Below are 23,037 nucleotides of genomic sequence, written 5' to 3' on the forward strand. Positions count from 1 at the left end.
ACGCAGGGCGAATTATATTTGCCGTTGTGATCTCTGCGGTGTGCTGCGCCTGCGAAGTAGATTACACTTTCAGCGAAAAAGAGTTTAAGCCCCGCGTTGTGGTCAATGCGCTGATCACCCCGCAGGAAGAGTTTGCCGTGCGGCTGAATTGGAGCGGCACATATACCGACGGCACGAAATTCAAGGCTGTCGCGGACGCCGAAATCAGGCTGTATGAGGACAAAACAGAAGTCATAAATTGCCATGCTGATAGGGAAGGAATAACCGCGACCGAATTTGTACCTACGGCTGGTCGGCATTACCGGTTAGTCGTCACCGTTCCGAATTACGGGGAATTGTCCGCAGAAACGGATATTCCGCAGGCTCCGGTCGGTTCTCTTGTCTTCGCCCGCCAAAAAGGCTGGTACCGGCATTTCGATATGACGGAGTTGACGGTCCCGGACGACACCAAGTCGGTATGGATTCGGGGCAAGCGCAGATACAACGGCTGGAAGGATGTCTTTGAATACTATACGACCTCTGCATTTGTCGACCAGATCAATGGTTCCAACGACGCTTCCGAAGCCAACGACAAAGGAAGCACCGTGAATTTCGAGCAGTTTTTACGCATCCCCTATGAAAACTGCGAGGCGGTTGTTCCGCTGCGCTTCTCCGTCTTCGGAGCTGAAGACGAAAAACATATTTTCCAAGTAATCACCGCATCGGACACCTACGACCGTTATATGAAATCGCGCTACAAACAGGAACTCAATACCGAATGGGGCGGTGAGGAAAATCCGTTCGTCGAGCAAATTACGGTTTACACGAATATCAGCAACGGCCTGGGCATCTTCGCCGGGTACAACTACTACAAAACCCTTGAGATATGAAACGGTGGATTTTTTGCTGCCTGTCACTCTTGCTTGTGGGGACGGCCCTTGCTCAAACGCCCGCCGACAGCGTATCCCGCAGCGAAGCGATCGATTCGGTCGTTGTTACAGCCCGGAAACCTTTGATGATCTACAAGCAGACGGGCAATATCGCAGTCAACATCGAGCAGCTCAAGTATGCTCCGCTGTTCGCCGGCGAAAAGGATATTTTCAAATTCCTGCAACTCCTTCCGGGCGTCTCGGCCGGAAAGGACGGCATGTCGGGCTTGCTGGTGCGCGGGGGCAGCAACGACCAGACGTTGATCCTTTATGACGACGTGCCGATCTACAACCAGGCGCACGCCTACGGCATTCTCTCGATTTTCAGCGGCGAGACGGTCCAATCCGCCGAGGTGTCGAAAGGCTACATATCGCCCGCCTACGGCTCCCGGCTCTCGGCCCTGACGCAAATCCGCACCCGCGAGGGCGACCGGCAGGATCACCGCCAGTCGCTCACGATGGGAACGCTCTCGCTGGCCGGAACCGTCGATGGTCCCATCGTTCGAAATAAAGGCTCATACCTCGTTTCGGCCCGTTATTTCTTTCCCGAAGCAGTCTTGGCATTGGTCGGCAATGCCGTCCGTTTCGGGTTCTACGACCTAACCGGGAAACTCGCTTACGATATTCACCCCAGCCATACCTTGAGTCTGGGAGTCTATTCCGGAGACGACCACATGACCAACAAGGAGGATTATGCCCGAAACGAATACGGCTGGGGCAATACCACGGCATCGCTTCGTCTGGAGTCCCGATGGAACGACAACCTGCGGTCCTCGATAGTCGCTTATTATACCTATCTGCAGAACCGGCAGGAGTCGGAATACGAGGACGATGATTTTAAAAACTGGGGCAAAACGACATATAAAACGCATGAGTTCGGAGCCCGTCTGACATTCGATCAGCGTCTCACACGAGCATGGTCGCTCGATTACGGAGCGAATATATCTCACCAGCGCTTTATGCCGATGCACTCAAAAGGTTATGTCAACGGACAGCACAAGGAACGCGGCTATTCTTCCGAGCAGCTTGTTTCGGGAGCACTTTTCCTGAACAACCGGTTTCAATGGGGCGGCTGGCGGGCAGATGTCGGAATCCGCGCCGCTATGTATGACAATTCGGAGCAAACCAGATTCGCCGTAGAACCGCGGGCGCAACTCGCTTATGATTTCGGCAACGACAATGCCATGTGGCTTTCGGGCACGATAAATTCACAGGCATTGGTGCAATATAACCGCTACTACTATTCCATGCCGATCGACTTCTGGACGCCTTTTAGGGACGGAAAACTGCAACATGCCTGGCAGATGGCGCTCGGCGGCCGGGCCAGGCTGCGGGAGAATCTGACCCTTTCGCTGGAGGGTTATTATAAGCAGATGCGCAACCTGCCGCTGATCTACGACAGCGACGATTTTTTGCTGGGGCGCGGTGGTTTCGTCTACGGAACAGGCCGGGCATGGGGACTTGAGATCATGTTGCAGCGTCAGACGGAGCGGCTGAGCCTGACGGTATCGTATACCTATACGAATTCCCGACGCAGTTCGGAGGGCGTAACCTATCCCTTCGAGTACGACGTACCACATGATTTTAACACGTTCCTCAGCTACGATGTCCTGAAAAGGCCCGGAAGGAGACATACGTTCACTTTCAATATGTCCTGGCGGTCCGGCCTTCCGTACCGACTGACCAATGAGAGTTATCCCGATACCAATGGTAATCCGATCGTCGGCATTACGGCCTATCCTTCGATGCGCATGCGCAATTACTTCCGTTCGGACATAAGCTACAACATGGAGCGCCGAAAACGTAACGGTGTCCGTAACTGGCAGTTCTCGATCATCAACTGGACATGGCACAAGAACCCGGTCTGCATCTATCCATATCAGGGGACCTATAAGGCGACTGTTTTAGTGCCGATCATGCCGTCGGTTTCCTACACCCGGACGTTCGGGAAATAATTTATCTGTTCACAATACTCAGGTTATAATTTCCAATCAACAATAACACACTCTTAACCCTTAAATTTGAGTCTTATGAAAAAAACAATTTTCACCATTCTGTTCATTCTTTCAGTTACGATTAACTGCATGGCCCAAATGACCTACAAGGACGGCAAACTTACCGTGGGACGAGGTATGTATAAAACCTATACGACGAGTTGGGCCGGCTGGGCGCACTATTGGGGTTCCACGGACCAGAACGGTATCAAAATGCACATTCACGCGGCCGCCCCCCGTATGTCTACCACAACCAATAAACTGGTTTTTTTGGATAGCGACAGGTCATTGTATATCGACCTGTATTGCCGCACGATGTATCAAACTTCGGACGAGAAACTAAAAACCAACATCCGGCCATTAAGAACGGCAGCGCTCTCCCGATCTGCCTTTACCATTAACATCGCACCTGCACAATCGAATCCGTCAACGAATATGGTGTTGAAACTGAATCCTGTAAAATATCATTGGAGAGATGAAAGCGAGTATGAAAGATTCAATATCCGTCCCGTTCGAAGCGGAATTGAGGAATACGGTTTTTTGGCGCAGGAATTAGAGACGATTATCCCCGGTGCTGTCGCCATGACAGACGAAGGCGACCGTCTTGTCAATTATTCCGCCCTTATCCCTATTCTGACGGGCGCTATTCAGGAATTGACCGCACGGGTTGCTACTCTGGAAAGTCAATTAAAGGCCGCTGGGAAATAGGAAATCATTGAATTTTGACGGAATTACATAAAACTATTTTATGAAGAAAATATATTCGGTGATATTATTATTGGCTGTAATGCTATCCTCTTGTACCAAAGACGAAACGGACATTATAACTGATGATAATTCTAAAGCGCCGGCACTCGCACAAACCCGTTCGGGTAATAGTGCTGTTGAATATGAAAAAATGCCGAACCCGTATGCTTTAAGTGTCATGCAGGGAGTTTACGATTCGTATAAGGTTTCTAAAAAACTCGAACCGACGGATTTGTATGTCAGATTCTTGCCGCAGGACAGCTTGCAACTTAATACTCTGAAATACAACTACAATCTTGAACTTTTCGATTACCCGCTTGATATAGAAATCCCTGAAGACACGGTATATACGGACCCTACCATTCCGGAGGGCGGTTTCACCTGGTTATATACCACAGTAAAGCCGGACTTTGTATTTCCAAAAGAAATACGCCATGAGGTTATTGAAGAATGCTATATTCCGGCAGAAGATGAAGAAATCTCACCTACTCGCGGAGGTATTGTGAATGTGGAAGAAGCTGCATTTTTAAGTCTCGGATATAATATTGATGAAGAGGACAGTGAAGGGGGACCAGAAGCGCGGGGTCTATGGGTGCGCCCCAAAGGAACTATTAAAGTATATGACAATAGCTTATATACTTACGTCCCGGTAAAAGGGGTGAAAATACGTTGTCATGTGGTTGTTAAATGGTCAACTACATTTACCAATGATGATGGCTATTATCGGATGGATAGCCGCTTTTTATTGAGACCTCACTATGCCATAGTATTTGATAACAAACAAGATTTTGATATATGGGGGAATTGGGGGCCTATAGCAAGGGCCAATCTCAACATGGGCTGGCATAGTAAAAAGGGATATTCTCGTAATATAGAAGCAGGCAGTTTCGCCTGGCCTTGGGCAGCAACTAATAATGCGGGGTATGATTATTACAAAATGTGCGAGGCGACGGGTATTCCCAAACCGCCCCGAAATCTTAAGATTTATGTATTCAAAGGCTGGTCGTCATCGTCAGCTCCCATGCTACGACGAATTGTTCATCCAATTGATTTTACCGGGCCAATTTCTTGGGGAAATTTCTTCTTCGATATTAATCCCTCAGAAATTATCAATATGTTGAGAGTGTTTCTTCCGGACATAACCATAGGGACAAAAGGAAAATCGTATAGGAAGGTGTATGACCACGTAAATCACGAGCTTTCCCATGCCAGCCATTTCAGTGCTGTAGGTAGTGCTTATTGGGCAAGGTACATCGGTTATATTATGACTAATCAAGGTTATGGCAACGGAAGCGGCAAAAATGCTGAACTTTGTGGTGTAGGCGAAATGTGGGGTTACTCGATGGGACATATTCAAGAATTCGAAAAATACGAACCTTCTGGTTTATTAGAAAAGTATAAATTCTATAATAGCTGGATGAAGCCTCATGTTTTTTGGGACTTATACAGGGGAAACACATTGACTAAAAAACAAATTTACGATTGCTTGGCCGTTGGGGTCGATACCTATGACAAGCTGGTTGCAAAAATGTATGAAAGATATCCGGATAAAGCCGACGCGATTGAAAAGGCGTTTACGGGCAATGGTATTACCCCGAATGTTCCCAAACCCGATTCCGGGGATATAACACACGATGCTTTCTATACCGATAAGACCGTTTCCTCGTCTTTCGTATTCTCCGGGAATAACATTCTTACGCGGAATGTTACTGTAACGAACAATGCGAAACTAACTTTTCACGCCAATAAGTCCGTTACTATAAATTCTCCGTTTACAATCAATCAGGGAGCGCAACTTGCAATCACCTGCGGTAACTGACAATTATTTGAAATGTTCAGAGATTATTCTCTGAACATTTCTATCTTTGTCGAAACGCAAAAACTATCTGCTTATGAAAAGGATCGTCTTACTATGTATAATCATTCTGGTCGGTGTGTCATGCGATCCCCCTGAACATCTGGATACCCATTGTACCTATTGGTATTTGAAAAATGTTACCGATAAGTCAATAAGTGTGACTACCGTTCCCGGTCATTTAATGTCGTTCCTAACGATTAATCCAGGAGATTCCGTCTGTTTTCATTCATTTTGTCCTCCGCAACATTGGGGTATCCCGTCTTTCGACGGCTTATATGACATTTGGGAAAAAACAACAATGCAAAATCGGCATACAGATATTCTTTCAAATGATGGGAGTATACTGAAGATCTGGAATTTTGCGGATAGGAATGCCGAAGGAAGGCAATTATTCAGTGAATCTTTCTGGCGGCTTTATATCAAAAAGTCCGAGCAATACACCGAACAGACATATATATGGGTTTTTGATATTCTCCCGGAGGATATTGCCCCGTTATAGTTTCCGTTGTAGACGCACACTTCGCATTGGCAAACAGGCCGAAACCTTTGTTCCGGCCTGTTTTGTTAGCGTGAAATACCCTGCTTCTTGCGGCGTTTGCGCTTGCGCGAAAGGTTCTGCCGCAGGGCTTCGAACTCCTCCTGCGACATGGGGCCGTCCTCGGTGATCTGTCCCAGCAGGTCGCCCGCGGCCCGGAACAGGCTTTCGCCGATGCCGCGGGGTGCAGGCTGCGCCGGGTGCGGCTGCGGGGATAATCCGCGCGGTTCCGTGCGGATCTTCTCCGTCTGCCGCGGAGGTATCGGGACGGGCTTGGGCGTTTGTTCCGCTGCCGGAGCTGCGGGCGGCACGATATGCGGCCGTGCGGTCGCTTCGGGCCGTTGCGCTTCGGGCTTCTGCGGCGTCTGCTGGCGAAGCGTTGCCGGAGCCGGGGCCGTGAGCTTCGGCAGCAACGATGCCCGGTCCGCACGGGGATTGCTGAACAACTCCTGAAAGACATTTGCCGAATAACTCTTACCGAACCGGGAGCCGTTCAGCACGGTTTTCGTCCGGTGGTCTACGAACGTCGCGCCCGTGATACGGCCTGCGGCGTTTTGACGGAAAACGGCGTCGATGCCGTCGGCTTTCAGCAGGCGCACGAACTCGTCCTGCGTCCGGGCGCGGTGCATGGCGCGGGCCACGGTTCCACGAATGGGACCCTTGATTTGCTCGGATTTGATGTCGGCGTCGTTCTTGGCGATCTGCTTTTGCAGAAACTTATAGCCGCCTTTCGGGGTCAGGGCCGAGGATTTGATCGGTGTGCCGACCCACTTGCCCCGTTCGTCGGTCGCGGTGTAGACGATGCCGTTCCACCGTTTGCCGTCAGCTTCGCCTTTGCGTTCCTCCAGATCGACATTATAGAGGTTCAGCAGGGTTCGGAACTCGGTGATCGAGCCGAACCTATATTGCTCGGCCAGAAGCCGTACGGCGGACTTCATCTGCTGTTTGAGGTTGTCGCGTCCGTATTCGACCCGGCGGGTCGTGTCGAACTCCCGCTGCTCCTCGCCTTTGACGGCGGGCCGCAGACCGTACTTGCGTTCGATGGATTGCAAAATCGCTTTCGACCGGGGCCTGTCCTGACTGTCGGAAATTATCGCCCCGTCGTCGCGCAGGCGCACCGAAACGATGTGGATGTGCTCGCGGTCGATGTCGCGGTGCTTGAATACATAGTAGGGCTGGTCGCCGAAGCCCATGCGCTCCATGTATTCGCGGGCAATCTCCGTAAGCTGTTCATCGGTCAGCTTATCGCTGGGGTCGGGATTCAGCGATACGTGGAATACCGGGTCTTTGATCTTCCGGGTATTGAGGTAGGGCTGAAAACTCAACAGGGCGCGCCGCATGTCGAATGTGTCGGACTATTCGCAGTCGCCTAAAACCTGATTCCCGTACAGAACGGACGCTTCGCCGTTCAGCACTTTCCCGGCGTTGTATTCCAATACGCCGCGAATGGATGCGCCTTTGGTTATTCGACCGACCATCTGCGATTGAATTCTTCGGTCAGACGAATGACCTGCCCGAAAAGCACGGTCAGCTCTTGGGTATGCTTCTCCAGCCGTGACAATAGAGCCACGGCCCGGCGGTCGTTAAAATTCGTATGGATGGCTTTGACGGTCTGGTTGTAATTGACCCCGACGGCCCGGATTTGAGCGTAAAGATTCGTCAGACGCAGGTAGTAGTCGTGCGCGTCCTTGTTGGTCTGAACGACCCGGAACGGTCAGCCGAAGATACGGCTGATGATAAACTGCGATCTGCTTCTCACTCCGGCTTTGAGCATCATGTTCCGAAGCTGGGTTTCCTGCTGATGATTCAGCCGGAAATTGTGGTAGTACGTCTTGGGGTCGGCGACCCGCTTTTTGTTCTCCATAAACTGATATTTTAAGGTTAATCGACTTGGGAGATTGACCAGCTCGGTTTTTCGGCCTTCCGTTAGTGTGGCACAAAACGTAGTTTGTGACACAATAACACACCTTGCTATTTGCCCTACGCAAATAAAATCCGTCCCCACGGGACGAAAAGGAGTTGCCGCGGGCAACGACCTTTGACCTTTGGACCTCTATACCGAATTGGTGATCTTCCCGCTGCAAAGGTACGGCCTTTTTTCGCTCGTGATTCGGGTCAATTATGACCGTTCATAACCGTTCAGTGCCCTCCGGGTACCTTTTCGCGGTTTCCACCCCTTTATTTGTGACGTGTTTCCAAGGATTCCGGCGCGGAGTTGGTCGAACCTCGGGGTCGGACGGGCCGCAGGGTCGAACGGGCCGCAGGGTCGAACGGGCCGCAGGGTCGAACGGGCCGCAGGGTCGAACGGGCCGCAAGATATACGAATAATGATAACCTAAAAAAATAAATTATGAACAAAGAACCTATTTCTATTTCATTCGCCAATCAAAAGGGAGGTATTGGCAAATCGACACTCACGATTCTGGCCGCTTCCTGGCTGCACTACGTTCGGGGACTGAATGTGCTGGTCGTGAATTGCGACTTTCCGCAGAATAGTATCTATGAGTTGCGGGAGCGTGAGAAAAAAGCCGTCATGGAGAGTGATACCTACAAGCTGCTGCTCCAGCGGCAATTCGAGCGGCTCCAGAAGAAAGCCTATCCGGTGCTTCGCTCTACACCGGATTATGCAAAGACCGACGTGCGTGTATTCCTCGACAGTGAACCGGAAGCCTACGACGTGGTACTTTACGACCTGCCGGGAACCATGAACACAAATGGTGTGCTCTACACGATTTCGCAACTCAATTACCTGAGGGGGGGGGTACAAAAAATGCTAAAAGCCGGCACGAATAAGTGCTAAACAACGGCCAAAGCAACGTAAAAGCCTTATAGTAAACAACTATAAGGCTTTTTTCTTTTGCGGTTACAACAGCAGCAGGCCAAACTGCGACAAAAAAGCATCACTAATTCGTAGCTAAAACTAAAAAATCATCTTGGTTACGATTTTTCCCTGTTTCAGGTTACGAATTTCGTGAAACATTCGTCACTCTCCACTGGTTATCAGAATTTTAAAGCACACTGCTTTATTTCGAATCGCGCACGCATCGGACCGGTCCTGCCACCGACTTTACATAATAAAAATAGAATTGGTATTCGAATATATGGAACAGGCTATGATCCTTATGGATATGCAAAATGTTCACTCGATTGTCTGTGTCCGTGGTTGCATTATGGTAGTTCCCGCAACTGCTTGTACGAATACCTCCTCCGTCGCCTACACGTGTTCCCTGTGTCGGAAAATAAGATGTCGGACCATCTTTCCATTTCTGCATATACATATTCATTCCATATCCGTTCGCAAACTTGTCGTCATAATTGATATCGCTCATAGATGCCGGATTGATTCCCGTATCTGTAAATTCGAGCCATAATTCACCCGAAGCAACCCTCCAGCCTGTGGGACAGGGGTCGAAAATGGATTTCTCCGTCCCGTAGTTGTCGTATATATGGACATTATTATTCGAATTAACCGTGTAGGCTTTCATTCCATCGGCGGCCGGTTCCAGTCCACCCCAAAGTTTGTTGTCGCTTTCTCCGGTCGGACACCAGTCGCCATTATTGAAGTAGTTGTTCTTTGCTTGTACATAGGCTTCATTTTGTTTGACTGCGTTCGTTCCGCTGATAAAAACGGTGGGATTGGCGATGGCGTGTCTGACGGCTCCGGTCAGGGAGCTTCCGATCACCGAATGGAACAGCTTGGTTTCATCGGCAGCGGATGTCTTATGCACTTCGACCTGGTTGGAGTTGTCATAATGCAGATCCGTATGCTCGTCGTTATAATCCTGATACTCGCTTGCGATATACCGTAAAGGCGGAAACGGGTCCTTTCGTCCCCACTGGTACAACATGCCGAAAGCCTGCGTCATCGGATCCGGATACCGGTGGAGACCGTTTCCTACGCCTTCCTGATTCTCCGCCAGCGCTCCGAGATTGCATGACATGACGGCATAACCCTGAATGCGAGGTTTTTCGGGATATATGCCGTTCTGGTCCCAGTCGTATGTGTAATAAGTAACGGCCCTGCCGAGATTGTCCGGCTCATCATCCGTAACCCAGATGTGCCAGGACCATATAATGTCGCCCGTGCTATTGTAAGCACCGATCAGGGCATTGCCTTTCTTTTGCGTTCGGACATAGATTTTCTGATGAATGTCGCCCGTATTCTCACCGAGTTGCACCAGCGTCCCGTTCGTATTATCGCCGATGCAGTCTTTGGTTTGCCAGATAATGCCGACGCGGGCTATTTTCAGATTCTCGTCATGGGGACTCAAATAGTCTGCAAAATTGTATCCGCCTCCTGTCTCTACACGGTAATAGGGCTCAAAAGAGAGGAAACCGTCGGGTTTGACGACAAAACAGTTGGCCGACGGATTGTTTTGGCCTTTCTCCCCCGTGATAGTCACCGTTATGCGGTAAACCTGATTGCGCTGGATATTGAAATTGTTGAAGGAGTTTCCTCCGGGATAAGCCTCATAGAGATATCTTTCACCGCCGACTTCGGTGGTTATATCCACCACAAGCGCATTGGAGGGAGCTGCATCGGACTTGCTGCCGCCCTGGGTTTCCGTTTCCCCTTGCAGGTTTTCAGGGACATAGAAGACGGCCCATTCCTTATCTTCATTCTTCTCCAAATCCGAGGCGGCAAAGGCTATGGAACCGAATGTCGTTCCGTCGGGAAACGGAACCGCATCCATCGGTTCGTCATTGCCGTCGCCGGCCAAGGTCTCTACCCGGCAAATATTCGGGATTTGCCTTACGTTGACGTTGTTCAGTTTCATCTCCGCCTTCAGCATCTCTACCTTTACTTTGAGTTTGGCATACATGCGCGTAACCGGCACTGTGACCGTAATACCCGTCATCACCTCCACCTCTTCGCTCGCTCCGGCCATCGGTATCGACACCTTGTCTATCGACCGTAACGGGAAAGCCGTAGGCAGGGTTTGCTTTTTCAGTTGCTCCAACTGCCGGAATTTTTGCCAGGAAGCATCCGTGCCGTCGTTGGCCCAGTTGTCATAGCCCGTGTTGGTCACGACATGTACGACGGACGGAACTCCGGCTTTCAGGTATACGGGCAGGTCTTGCAACATCGCCTGGTCGGTGACGGTATAGTAGCGCGGCTTTATCAGCAGTTCTTGCGTTGCCGCATCGTACTGGAATACCCAGATGTCGTGTATCTCCTTTTCCTCCGCAGTTTCCTGCTCGGGGGTGCCGCTCGGCATGGATGCCCTTGTATCTACCTGAGCTTCAACGACAAATGTATTGACGGATAAATTCAATAGGGCTTCCGCCAGTTCGCCCTCATCGAAAACCGCACCGTTTGTTCCGTTTGTCTCCGGTTGCAGTTCTTCTGTGCAACCGCCCGTTGCGGCGGCAGCCAATAAAAGTATGAATAAAAAGTAATGTTTCATATCAGTCGAAAGTATATTCGTTGTCATAAGCATATTGCCATTCCTGCACGTTCACCGTGAGCCGGTTGTCGCGGACGGTGACGGTGAAACGGTAGAGATTGTTGCGAGAGATGTCGAAACGCCTGGCATTGTCGTTATTATCCGTCTTTCCGCTCTCATCGTAATTTGCGAAATAAACTTTATACGGCTCATCCTCACCGGTTTGTACATCGAGTCTGACTTCAATGCACGAGTACTTGTCTCCAGCATCGATGTTTCGGTATTCGGGCAGGTAGGCAATCCATTTCTCATATTTGCTCCCGTCAGCACCAATCGACTGGTATGCGAAGCAGAAATTTTGTATTTTCTCTTCCGCATCGTTGCTATTATCCACGAGGTGCAGGTCGCTGACGTAATCGCTGTTCCACTCACCGCCGTGATCGTAGTCGTCCTGCGAGAAAACGTCTTTCGGGGCACAATATCCCTTGTTATTGTAGCGACGAATCTTCACCTCGCTGAACGACAGGTCGAAATGGCCGTCCGTTTTGAGTATCACCTCCGTCTTTGCCACGGCACGGAGCAGGGTGACAGGCTCGGGCAGCAATGTGGCCTCCCCGGACCTGAACGCTATATTGTTGTATTCGCGAACCCCATAGAAAGGAATCAGTCGTTCCGGCCCCAACTCGAACGAAGAAAAACTATCGAACTGCCCCCATCCGGCATCGCAGATATCCGCAAGCAGCGTTTCTCCTGCCTTTATCGTATCGTCGCCGTATTGCGGCCAGTTGGCAAGTACGACCATCTTGAAATTCTGGTGAGCGGCCAACGCGGCGGGGGCCTTGCCAAGCATACTGTAATCCCTGTAATCGCTTTCTTGGGTCACCACGAAACCGTCCGGCTCAAAACGAGCGATGAGCTTATTGTCGGAGGTGAAAAAATAAATCCTGTAGTTGTTGTTCTCTATGTCTATGTAGTTTTCATACGTTTCGCCAACTTCATAGCCTTCACCGGGCTCCGGGCTTCTTGTGGGCAATCTGAAACCGATGCTGAGAACTGGTTCTTTATCGGATACGCCGAAGGCCTCCGTGTCTTGGCTGCACGAGCTCCCCCACAACACAAGGAGCAGCAGAGTCCCTGTGATGATATGTCTTGCCACATTCTTCATTTGCATTCCTCCTATTACAATTCGCTGTTTTGCAGCACCACTTTCCAAGAGTTGATGTAGATGTAGGTATCGAGCCAACGGTCGCCTTCATCGAGGAAGAAGACCATGTCGTACACGTCTTGCCTGTCGAGATACTCCTGATCGTCCATATCCCGGTTATAGAAACCTTTCACGAGCAAGGCGTAGTCGATAAGGGGAATGGAGAAAACCGTTCCTCCTGTTTCCTTGTTGGTCACGGTGAGCCGAGGCTCCTGTTCTTTCACGAGACGCGGCACGGTCAGTTCGGCTATGGCCGCACTGAAAGCAGCGCGAAAGACGGTCTGCGTCCCTTCGGACCGGGAGGCTACGCCCGCTTCCCCGGCGTCGGTATGCCAAGCGTAGAAAGTCACCTGCTCGTCGGGCAGCAGCGCGTTGTCCCAATCCATACTTCCGTTGGTGTCGGTAATGGTGAAAACGAACTTGTCTTTGTCCACGGCCTCTCCCGAAAGGTGCTGCAACACCACTCGCACATTGTTGGTGTTCTTCACCAACGGCACGGTATAAGTGTACGTACCTTCTGTTTCTCCGAACGTCTGTTCAGGCAGCCATCCGTGAAACAGGCGGTCGAGGTCTTCGGCGACGAATGCTTTGTTCCCGGGATCGTGCTGCCGGTTAAGCGTGCAGGTCAGTTCTTTACCGACGGCTGTTTCGGGTATCGAGAAAGAGCCTTTGTCGGTAGTGCCGCACCAAGCAAGCAGGTCGTATTTACCCGGTTCTACGTCTACAGTCATGACATAGCCGTCGGCCGCAAGGGCTTCTCCCTGTTCAGTACGCTGCCAGACCACTCTGCCTTCGGCATCGAGCAGGTAGAGTGTCACTGTGTTCACCTCGTGGGCAAAGGCATCGGCAAACTTCATGTTGTAATCGTAACGGAACGTCACACGGTAGTTCACCGAGCAGTCGCCCTCATCATCATAGATTAAGCCGTCGCAGGCATATAACATCGAAGCGCAAGCGATGGCCGCCAGCATCTTGCCGCTTGAATTTCTTATGTAAGACCGTATATCCATTTGACTTATGTTTTTATATTATATCGTATGCTGCGGAAAATGCCGCAGGGGATTTTCATTTTCGGAGGGAAATGGCAAATGCGCCCTTTCCGATTCCGTCCTCTCTTTGCGCCGGAGCGGAAGCGCTTTTTTAACCATTCCATGAGAGTGAACCCCCTCATGGAATGGTTGTTTACATGATAATGATCGATTCCGGAAAAATTAAAGTTCCACATTCTGGCTGACAATCTTCCACGAGAGGATGTTGATTTTCGCGCCAACGTAATACGTGTCATCATCCGGATCGCCGGGCACGATCTTTTCGTTCCCGTCAAAGATTCCCTTGCCTATTTTTTCCAATTTGTCAATGGTGACTACGTAGTGGTGATTGCGCACAATGCCGTATTTGGCTTCCGGAATAGTTCCGTTTTCTGCGACATCGGCATTGTTGAGGTGTTCGATCGGAATGTTGTAGTACATCAATCCGCCGTCGTAAGCGGTGGCGCCTGCGGATGCTGCCGCCAAATCGTCGTTGAGAGCGGTAATAATCTGATCCGAGCAGTCAGAGCCGTCCTCTGCATACAACGGGGTTGCATTCTCATTGACAAATACCACTTTCACTTCTCCGTCGCCCATATTCTCCAGTTTCACATACTCTTTGCCGATCTGGGTGTATTTTGTGTTGCCTTGATCGTCTTTGCCGTTCTCATACCACACGGTGTGTTGGTTTCTCGTCTTCAGTACGCTGAGCACGTATTCGAGGAAGGAGTCCTGTTTGAACAGCACGCCGTTGTAACGCACGAGGTCGAGCGCATTGCCGCTCGCGTCGCAAACCCTGGCTTTCAGCAGGATGCTTGTAGCGGCGGACGGGAAGTTGGCGGAAACGACCGTACTGGTGTTGGTGTTCTCGGCGCAATAGGCCGGAGTTCCCAATGCGGTCAGGCCGTTTTCCAAATCGACATAGTTCAGGTATTCGGAATTGGCAGGGACACCCGCGGCATTTTCGGGATAGCCGGAAAAACCGTAGTTGAATGACTGCCCCCAGTGGCTGCGGTAGTCGATCGGTCTGTTCCAGGTAAAGCCCAAATCATCGTTCGCCCAGGTTGCATCTATATTCTTGACCATGTACGATCTCTTTGCCGTGGCGTTCAGTTTCCATCCGAGCAGTTCCACATAAAGCTCTTCCGAAGCAATGCCGCCACTTACAGCCGAGTTTTCTTCGCCCGCCACGGTGACCTTTATCGGATAACGTCCATTGGCATCGCTTACGAGTTGATCGGACACGCCCAGGGTTACTTTGGCTGCCAAACGCTCCACATAGACGGTCACGGTATTGACGATGGCATTGACATCCGTCATCGGTTCGAGCGAGAAATTCTCCTCGTTGACTTCCGTTACGAAATACACAGCCCGATTGGCTTCGGTATAGCTCGTCGTGCTCATGGTAAAGTAATCGGTCGTGACGTTATCGGTTGTCGACGGGTAATAAATGCCTTCCGCATTCCCGTCCGCAAGCACCGTTTGCATCTCCTCGAGCGTGTTTCCATGCAGGAAGCCCGTCGGTTTGTTGAGCACCGCTACCATATACCTGGGATAGTTTTTCCTGCCCAGTTCTTTCAGCACGACGACGTTGTTGCTCGTAAATTCAATGTTGCCGGTAGGATTTGTCGTCGAGGGGTTGCCACCCGTCCAGACATCACCTTGTGTAACGAATACGCCGTCGGCATCGTAAAAATAGAAATAGGCGTTTTTAACGGACTGTTCGTTCGTCCCGTATTCGAATTCGCCTTCCTGCGCCCTCGTAAGGGAGCTTGCATCGGCGAGCCGGACATTGATGTATGCCTCGTCTGCCGTGAAAATCTTCGGGGTATCATCCGGAATGGTTCCCGATTCATCGTTCGAGCATGCGCACAATGCGGCACATGCGAACAAACCTAAAAATAATTTTTTCATCTTCATAAATGTGTGTTTTTGACTGTGTTAATGATATATATTTTTGTTAACGCCTCCCTTTTTCAAGCTGTTCGAGTGTGATGCCGGCCTGCTCCAATCCGAGCGATTGCGCTTCGTTCAGGTAGCGCCTGGCGCTGTCGTAATCCTTTTGCCGGACGGCCAGCGCACCCCGGGCATAAACCGCCTCAGGCGAATCGCCCGCTTTGGCAAGGTAACGTTCCGCCCCTGCGAGGTCACCGCGGCGCATTGCGGCGTTGGCGGCATTGAGGTTGGCAGCGGTGTCATCCGGGAACATGCGCACCGCAGTCTCGAACACCTCGGTGAACTCGTCCGTACCGGGTTCATACTCCTGCGCCACGAGGTAGAACTCGTTCAGACTCAGCTTCTGCGGCCGCTCGCGCATGATCCGTTTTATCTCTTCCACGTCGCTGTAACTGCGGATGGTGTAAGCGATACGGTAGTCGGTGCGGCGCAGCGCCGGATAACAGTTCTGTAACAGAAAGCGGTATTCCTCCGGACAGGTGCTTTTTATCTTCCACTCTTTGGCATCCGGCTCCAAATCGCCGTCTATCAAAGCGATGATCCTCGTGCGATGTTCAAGGTTCGACCGTTCCACGTAACGACGCAATCCGGCCCAGTCCTCCGGTTCATAATCGGTCGTTATCATATCGCCTTCAAACCGGTAGAGTTGCTGTATGTGTTTCTTCAATGCGGCGGTACGTCCGATAGCCAGTTCTTTGTTATGCGCATACGGACTTTCGGGCGAAGCGTAACCTTTCAGCCATACCGAAGTGATGGTTATATCCATGTCGCTTCGCACGGAGTCGATCGATGACTGTATTTTCCCAAGTTCGGCAGTGTTGCGTCGATAGCCCGGATAAATCACCGTTTGGTCGACCGGGAAGTCGATGAACGCCGAACCTTCGAGTGAATCCCGTTTTTCGATCTGCCCTTGCGGGCGTACATATACCAGTTCGGGGAAAAACGCCTCGGTGTGTCTTCCGAGCATCCCCCTCTGCTCATCCAGCAACGTGCTGCAACACCCGTAGTCGCTGCGATGAAGCGACAGCACGGAGCCGTTCATCCATTCGGCGTACGGTACCAAGTTGTGGTATTCGATGGTATCGGGCTTTTCCGAGACCTTATAGCTCTTTTCATCCTTACCCGAGAGCATGCTCTCGCCGTTACGTACATAGAAATAGTAGCGCCGTCTGCCGTAAACCCCTACCGATTGTAGGTTGAGCGAGTCGTTGCCCTTGACTAACCATGGCGTAAGAAGCACAGCACGGTTATTGTCCACGTCGAGCCCTGACAAATCCCAAAGCATGTCTATGGCGATGTACCCGCCGTTGCGTTCGATCCTGAGATTCTCAATGGCAACGCCGTCCACGATGTCCTGTTTCCGCGTGTCGATTGCGGTCTGCGCTTCCGCTGTCGTAACCATGCCCAAAAGGGCTGAAAGGATATATAATCTCTTTTTCATCTTGTACACGATTAAAATACATAAACAAGGTTGATTGCCGCTTTCGTCGGCCCCACGTAATGGTGCGGCTTGTCCGATTCTATCTTCCTGCCGCACCCGGTGCACCGGAAGCGGTCATAGCGCGTATAGGCATAACCAAAGCCTATCTCCGCCTCGAGGTTCCAGTGCCGCCCCAGTATCCACGCATAACCATAAGCGATACCTGCGCCGACGAACCAGCCCTGATAGCGGCTGTCCTTCAGCTTACGGGCATCCGTGCCGAGAAAGTTGATTTTTCCGTCGAAACCTCCGATGTTATACCGTCCGCCGTGAATGTGAGCACCCACGAAGTGCCCCGAGAAGCGGTCGCAGAACCAGTATCTGGCTTCGGGTTGAACAACCCAGTGTTTCCAGCGCCGGTCGTGCGCGAGCGTCCATGCGTTGAACTGCCCCGTAATGTCCAAAGTCCATTTCGGTGCGAGTCCGACTTCTATTCCCAAATTCGGATTCAGGAAAGCATCTGCCAGAACATTACTCTTGACAGCCACGTTCTGGGCTTTGACGCCCTGCGTCATACCGGTGGCGGCAACTACCAGCAGGACGAACATTCGTTTTATAACTCCATTATTCATATCTTTATGGCTATGGTTAATTATTGCGTTGCAAATTTTACAGTCTGTCCTTGCATGGACAGTCTCAAAAGGACAGTTACGGTGTCCTTGCTTTTTTTTAACATGATTTTCGTGATTTTAAACCTGGTTAAATTGTTCTGAGAATATTTTGCAGCTACTTCCGGAGTGTTCCGGCAATTCATTTTGGGCCTGCCACGTATCTATGGAAGTGCCTTTCTGCCGGCGGAATGTCCGGGTCGGTCTCGGAAAAGGCAGCTGCTGTTATGATGGTAAAATGAACGGGAATACGAACTTCCGGTCGGACATGAGGTCGTGCAATGCCTTCAATCTTTTTTTGCGTTGTCCGTAAAGCTGCTGTAGATGTCAGCTCTGCTGATACGGAACAGCATGGCGAGCGTCCCGGCAGTATCCGGCATTACCGGCTCGGCGGCGGGAAATTGCCTCCACATGTTCGCAGCGACGATAAAACAAAAGGTATATAGCGATATTTTTTCATTATATATGTAGGACGGATGAAATGACTAAAAAACGATTTTACATTTTACAATGGAATTGTGTTTACCCGATTCGTGTTTTTTTCTGAAAAATAGCAGGGTATATTTTTTGTTCTGCACAAAGGAAACGATATATTTGCTATCGCATAATGTCAAAACGTATAAATCACATCGGCAAAATCGTAATGACCATTATACGCAAACTGCAATTTTGTAACGGATATGTCAAATCAGCAAAACCAACTCGTTTCGAGACGACCGAAGTTTCACAATCGATAGTCTTAATACAAACAAAGACAGCAAATTAAGCCACCCTTACGCGCCATAATGCCGGAAACATGCAGCCTGTGACCGTCTACCTGAATAATTTTTAGCACACCGAAAAAAACAGCAGAAATACACACTCGAGAGCGGTAATTTGAATTCGACGACATGGAAGCATTTGTCACATACGGCAACTTGATGATCTATATTTTACCGATATGTTGTTCGGCCATATGCTCGGTCTTCTCCTTATTATTGATATGGAATTATCGCAATCTCGCCGAACGAAAGTTAAGGCGGGTCGTGAGCATCTATTGTATTCTGATAGCCGTGTGGTGGGCGTCCGTTTTATGGCATACGCTCTCCGACGATCCGGTATTCCTTCCGGTCGACATTCCTTTTGCCCTGTCGTATATCTATATTCCCGTATTGTTCTACAACATCGTTTATTACCTAACCTATTTGGGGAACAAAAGAAACTTTCCCGTACTGAATTACCTTTGGCCGCTCCCTGCGCTGGCAATTATCCTGACAGCGGCCGTCTGGATATTGCCACATGGGGAAGAAATTGCCGGATTGTCGCTGGCCGAGCGCTATGCGAATTTTTACATCTCCAGCTTTTTGCTGCGGTTCATCACGGCAATAGCCTATATCGTTCCGACCTGCCTGCTGTTGTCGCGGTATTATAAGCAGGCGGTAGTACAAAAGGTCGACACGGATCGGAAATCTTTCAGTATAAGATCATCGCATTGGCTCGTCGTGCTCTTCGTGCTTTTCATCGCTATATGGCTGATCGCATTTTTGCCTTCGGTAGTCTGTTCCACCCGATGGCTCGTCCGCCTGAACGCGTTATGTATCATGGCCCAGGAGATCCTGCTTACGTACCATGTTATCCGCAGGCAGTATCTCTCTTACAAAACCTCCGATTTGTTCCCGCCCGCCGGAAAAAAGAGCGAGAATAACGGGTTGATCGCCAAACAGCGCCTTGTGCCGTCCGACACGCGAGGACAATTGAACAGGAGGGCGTTCGAAAACTATTTGTCTCAAAAAAAACCATACCTCGACCCCGATTTCAAACTGACCGACATGGCTGAGGCGATGGGGGTGAACCGTACCGTCATGTCCAATTTTATCAATCAAACTTACGGCATGAATTTCAACCGCTACCTGAACCAGTGGCGGATCGAGGAGTACCAGATTCTGATGGCCCTTCCTTCGAACGAACGTAAAAATCCGTATCAGGTAATGGTTATGGCAGGATTCAAAGACTCCCGGCATTTCCAGCGTGCGGTTCAATTGGAGAAAACACACAAAGAACAGGCTAACGGCGAATTGCAAACAGATAAAAAAGAATGAACCAAGATATCGGACGTGCAATAGTTTTCTCAATTCCAGTGGTAAGCGCGGCGGTCGGCCTGATCCTGATTTCGCTCGATACGACCCGCTCTTCCAATACGGTCGACCGGAAGATACATTACAACATGATCGCTGTATACAGTCTGATTATGCTGTTCTGGAGCGGATTGGTCATGCATTCCATCGCCCGCGATATGTTCATCGCATACCTGCCCGTCTTCTTTTCCTCATTCGGTTTTATTCCCGTATTCCTGTACCAGATTACTTATCTTATTACAAGTATAAGTGAACGGAAACGTTTCCCTGCATGTCATTTCGTCCTCCCGGCATGTTTAACCTTAATTATCTGCGCGATTGCTTTGACAGTTCCGTTCCGGCAGCGATGGGCTGCCATTTATGATAACGAGACAAGCCTGATAGCCGTGCTCGTCGACAGCACGTTCATCGTCTGTATTTTGCTGTGTATTCTATATTCCTGGCTGAGCCTGCTCCGCATAAAGTCGTATAAACGCAGGATAATCGACTATTCCGCAGATATCTACCGGATGTCGCTGGATTGGCTCTCCTTTATCGTCCTCTTCAGGGTCGTGCTGCAAACCCTGCCGATAGCCGGATTGATATTGGGCGTCGCCCTGTTCAATAAGTTGGGGTTTATCTGGACATTTACGACATTGCCGGCGGTCTTCACCCATATCGTGCTCTGCCTGAGTATCCTTTCAGAGAATTACGTGATTTTCGAGCCGGTTACCGCCAAAGAAAAGGAAACGGCCGTGTCGGCAAATAATGTGCTGTTGGAACGGCAACAGGTCGAAAAATATTTGGAGGATCGGAAACCTTATCTGAATCCGGAATTCAAGATAACCGACATGGCCAGGGACCTTTTTTCCAACAGGACTTATATATCGGCTTTCATTAACCGGGAATATGGCGTGAATTTCAATCGTTTCATCAATAATTACCGGCTGAAGGAAGTGGAAAGATTACAGTCGGAGGTTGTGCAGCGAAAGCAAAAAATATCTATGTTAGAGATCGTTATCCATGCTGGATTTAGTAATTATCGCAGTTATTTCCGGGCCAAGAACATGGTGAAAAACGAAGCCGTTTCGATAAATCAGAAAATATAACCGGAGCCGATCTGAGAATCAAGTGAGGAGCGCCAATACGATCTGCGAACTTCAGAGAGCTTTTAATGATGAGCGATACCATAAAAGATAAGGTTACTCTAACTTACCTCATAAATTTTGCGATATAAACATCGGTCTTTTGCCTTGCATCTATTCCTTACCGCGAGACTCAATACCATACCGGAACGCCGTCCGCATAAAGGAACACACGGTCCTGCTCTCCCCGGGAGAGTCCCTTTATATAATACAGGCCGCCAAGGGGAACCTGGTCGAAGTCGATGTAGATACGTTCGGCCCTTTTACGCTCAAGTAGTTTCCAGCCGCCATCCTGCCAATAATACAACCCATATTCGTCGCCGGGACAAATCGCATTGCCGTCGCCGCGCCTGATATAGGCAATCTTTTCCAGGGCAACCGGCTTCCCGAAATCAAAGCCTACCCATCTTGTCGAATCCTGTACTGCAAAATAGGTCAGCGGATCGTTATCGTTGATGTGCCCGGGGGTATCGTAATTCGGATTACGGATCGGCACAGAGGGAGAAAAGAGCGTACCGGTTATCCGTTGCCCGGTCTCTTTTTCGTAAAAATACAGTTCGGCAAAATCGGTCGATTTGTTCGAAGACGACATAAGCCGCCAATAACGGCGAGGCAACGTGTCGGAGGGGGCTATTTCGCCCGAGAGGAGATTCCATTCGGGGAGTTCCGCGACCGTTTCAGCCCGCCTGAAACCGGGGTTGTCAGCCGCCTGTATCCGCCCCTTCTGCAAATACCGTTTAATGGAATAGATGTGGGAAAACGCCGGAAACTTGCGATCCAGCCGAATGGTCCCGAATCGGGTCGTATCCGCATGCGGGAAAGCGATGCCGCCGCGCGAATCGACGATAAACGGTTCCGATATCGGGATAATCGTCCCGTCACGGAATCCGACGACCAGGTAGAGGATATCCCGCCCGACGCTGGTAAACGACGCCCGGTTGCGCCGGATTCGGCCGATATCGACAGGAACCCACTGGCTGTTGTCGAAGACGGCGAGGTAAGCATATTTCGTCCCGGCTCGCTTGCCGGACAACGGGACGGAGATGTCGACGGTCCGGCCGTATTCATCGGTAACATCTTTCATAAACAGGCGGGACAGCGACTTCGGGATGCTGCCTTCGCGTTCGAGCGCCTCCAGAAGAAGCGGATGCGGGGCGTATGTCTCGCGGAAGACCTTCGCCAGCCCGTTATCGGTATAATGATAACTCCCGGGATAGGATCGGAACGGTTCGTAATCGATATTCCGCCGTTTGGTAGCGAGGATATTGTTCCAGTAATGCCCGCCCGAACGGTCGGGCCAGTTCGGCGTGAAGTCGAACGCCACCGGAATCCCCTTGCTCCGGCAATTCAGCAACCCGAAACGGGAACGGTCGAAGCAATCGCCATAGGGTTGTTTGGCCAGGGTGTTCAGACGCAGGACTTCGATAAGTTTTACGTCCTTCACTCGCTGCATTTTCACGCTATCTTCAAAATGCGCATTGACGGCCTCTGCGGCACGCCGCGCATTGAATTTGTAGTCCTTGATCTGGCCGATATAATCCAACTCTCCGCGTCCGAAATCGACCCAGTCCCGTTTCCAGGTGTCGAGCGGTTGTTTCTCCGCGCATTTATACGGCAGTATGTATTCGCAGAAATCCTCAAACCGGAGATGCCGTAGGTAATCCAACGTCTGCCACTGGGTAAACGAATAGTCGATGTTCCAGATCAGGTAATCGGCTTCGATTACCTGTATATCGAAGGACAGGGTGAGCAAAGGCTTGAACTCTGCGGCAATCGCGTTCGTTTTCGCCAGGAGTTCATCGCCGTCGGTATCGCTTGAAAACAGGGAATCCAACGCATCGCAATAGGCATAATAGGATTCCGCAGAATAGGACGTATGATAAGGCATGTGACGGATCAGGTATTCCGCGGCACGGTATTTCTGGCTGTCGGCCGGATTCTGCCGGTAATGGTCCAGCACTTTCTCCAGCTCCGCACGGTTATCGCCGGCGTAACGCAATGCCCTGTCGACAGCCGCACCGTAGCGACTGCAGGCGCAGACCGCCGCAACGGACAGGATGGCGAGGGTCCGCCGGAATGCTAATCTCAACATCT

At 50.5% G+C, this 23,037-nt stretch carries 19 protein-coding genes; 9 read left to right on the forward strand and 10 right to left on the reverse strand.

Features of this window, described 5'->3' with window-relative positions; all coding sequences use genetic code 11:
• The first annotated feature begins 26 nt into the window (after positions 1-26).
• The 5 genes from I2E69_RS01110 to I2E69_RS01130 all read left to right on the forward strand — a co-directional run bounded on the left by I2E69_RS01110 (position 27) and on the right by I2E69_RS01130 (position 6,006).
• The gene (locus I2E69_RS01110) at positions 27-869 is read left to right on the forward strand and encodes a DUF4249 domain-containing protein (protein ID WP_317191082.1); all 843 of its coding nucleotides are present in this window, start codon (positions 27-29) and stop codon (positions 867-869) included.
• Positions 866-2,863, forward strand: a complete 1,998-nt coding sequence (locus I2E69_RS01115; RefSeq protein WP_195458307.1) for a TonB-dependent receptor plug domain-containing protein — start codon at positions 866-868, stop codon at positions 2,861-2,863. Before I2E69_RS01110 ends, I2E69_RS01115 begins: the two co-directional genes overlap by 4 nt.
• 75 nt (positions 2,864-2,938) lie before the next feature.
• Positions 2,939-3,610, forward strand: a complete 672-nt coding sequence (locus tag I2E69_RS01120) for a tail fiber domain-containing protein (RefSeq protein WP_229095317.1) — start codon at positions 2,939-2,941, stop codon at positions 3,608-3,610.
• Between the two features lie 40 nt (positions 3,611-3,650).
• Positions 3,651-5,468: a hypothetical protein gene (locus tag I2E69_RS01125; protein WP_195458308.1), complete on the forward strand. Its 1,818-nt coding sequence runs from the start codon at positions 3,651-3,653 to the stop codon at positions 5,466-5,468.
• Positions 5,469-5,541: 73 nt separating this feature from the next.
• Complete coding sequence (locus I2E69_RS01130) at positions 5,542-6,006, forward strand: hypothetical protein (protein WP_195458309.1); 465 nt, start codon at positions 5,542-5,544, stop codon at positions 6,004-6,006.
• A gap of 65 nt (positions 6,007-6,071) precedes the next feature.
• Here I2E69_RS01130 and I2E69_RS01135 read toward each other — a convergent pair whose 3' ends face one another.
• From I2E69_RS01135 to I2E69_RS15425, 3 genes are read right to left on the reverse strand one after another with little or no spacing between them, the layout of a single operon-like run.
• Positions 6,072-7,382, reverse strand: a complete 1,311-nt coding sequence (locus I2E69_RS01135; protein ID WP_229095318.1) for a relaxase/mobilization nuclease domain-containing protein — start codon at positions 7,380-7,382, stop codon at positions 6,072-6,074.
• Between the two features lie 15 nt (positions 7,383-7,397).
• Positions 7,398-7,520 (reverse strand): hypothetical protein, encoded by a 123-nt coding sequence (locus I2E69_RS15340; RefSeq protein ID WP_262894096.1) that lies wholly within the window; start codon positions 7,518-7,520, stop codon positions 7,398-7,400.
• Positions 7,505-7,711 carry a hypothetical protein gene (locus I2E69_RS15425; protein WP_222705222.1) on the reverse strand — a complete coding sequence of 69 codons (207 nt, stop codon included), beginning with the start codon at positions 7,709-7,711 and terminating at the stop codon, positions 7,505-7,507. Before I2E69_RS15425 ends, I2E69_RS15340 begins: the two co-directional genes overlap by 16 nt.
• Here I2E69_RS15425 and I2E69_RS01140 point away from each other — a divergent pair.
• A complete protein-coding gene (locus I2E69_RS01140) occupies positions 7,637-7,921 on the forward strand; it encodes a hypothetical protein (RefSeq protein WP_195458310.1) in 285 nt (94 codons plus the stop codon). The two genes, I2E69_RS15425 and I2E69_RS01140, sit on opposite strands and share 75 nt — an antisense overlap.
• Positions 7,922-8,392: 471 nt before the next feature.
• Positions 8,393-8,842 carry a ParA family protein gene (locus I2E69_RS01145; protein ID WP_229095319.1) on the forward strand — a complete coding sequence of 150 codons (450 nt, stop codon included), beginning with the start codon at positions 8,393-8,395 and terminating at the stop codon, positions 8,840-8,842.
• Between the two features lie 223 nt (positions 8,843-9,065).
• On the opposite strand, the gene I2E69_RS01150 is transcribed toward I2E69_RS01145, so the two are convergent.
• The 6 genes from I2E69_RS01150 to I2E69_RS01175 form a co-directional block, all read right to left on the reverse strand.
• On the reverse strand, positions 9,066-11,450 hold the full coding sequence (locus I2E69_RS01150) for a DUF4906 domain-containing protein (protein WP_195458311.1): 2,385 nt from the start codon (positions 11,448-11,450) through the stop codon (positions 9,066-9,068).
• A gap of 1 nt (position 11,451) precedes the next feature.
• Positions 11,452-12,594, reverse strand: coding sequence for a hypothetical protein (locus I2E69_RS01155; protein WP_195458312.1), 1,143 nt, complete (start codon positions 12,592-12,594; stop codon positions 11,452-11,454).
• Positions 12,595-12,608: 14 nt separating this feature from the next.
• Entirely contained in the window at positions 12,609-13,643 is a 1,035-nt protein-coding gene (locus I2E69_RS01160; protein ID WP_195458313.1) for a FimB/Mfa2 family fimbrial subunit, read from the reverse strand.
• A gap of 201 nt (positions 13,644-13,844) precedes the next feature.
• Positions 13,845-15,581 (reverse strand): Mfa1 family fimbria major subunit, encoded by a 1,737-nt coding sequence (locus tag I2E69_RS01165; protein ID WP_195458314.1) that lies wholly within the window; start codon positions 15,579-15,581, stop codon positions 13,845-13,847.
• A 40-nt stretch (positions 15,582-15,621) separates the two neighbouring features.
• A complete protein-coding gene (locus I2E69_RS01170; RefSeq protein ID WP_195458315.1) occupies positions 15,622-17,058 on the reverse strand; it encodes a DUF3868 domain-containing protein in 1,437 nt (478 codons plus the stop codon).
• 11 nt (positions 17,059-17,069) lie between these two features.
• The gene (locus I2E69_RS01175) at positions 17,070-17,645 is read right to left on the reverse strand and encodes a DUF3575 domain-containing protein (protein WP_410489082.1); all 576 of its coding nucleotides are present in this window, start codon (positions 17,643-17,645) and stop codon (positions 17,070-17,072) included.
• A 950-nt stretch (positions 17,646-18,595) separates the two neighbouring features.
• On the opposite strand from I2E69_RS01175, the gene I2E69_RS01180 reads away from it, so the two are divergent.
• Complete coding sequence (locus I2E69_RS01180) at positions 18,596-19,783, forward strand: helix-turn-helix domain-containing protein (RefSeq protein ID WP_195458317.1); 1,188 nt, start codon at positions 18,596-18,598, stop codon at positions 19,781-19,783.
• Positions 19,780-20,907 carry a helix-turn-helix transcriptional regulator gene (locus tag I2E69_RS01185; RefSeq protein ID WP_195458318.1) on the forward strand — a complete coding sequence of 376 codons (1,128 nt, stop codon included), beginning with the start codon at positions 19,780-19,782 and terminating at the stop codon, positions 20,905-20,907. Before I2E69_RS01180 ends, I2E69_RS01185 begins: the two co-directional genes overlap by 4 nt.
• Positions 20,908-21,076: 169 nt before the next feature.
• Here I2E69_RS01185 and I2E69_RS01190 read toward each other — a convergent pair whose 3' ends face one another.
• Complete coding sequence (locus tag I2E69_RS01190; RefSeq protein ID WP_195458319.1) at positions 21,077-23,035, reverse strand: hypothetical protein; 1,959 nt, start codon at positions 23,033-23,035, stop codon at positions 21,077-21,079.
• Positions 23,036-23,037 lie beyond the last annotated feature (2 nt).

This window comes from Alistipes sp. D31t1_170403_E11, from assembly GCF_015553985.1.
Taxonomy (GTDB): Bacteria; Bacteroidota; Bacteroidia; order Bacteroidales; family Rikenellaceae; genus Alistipes; species Alistipes montrealensis.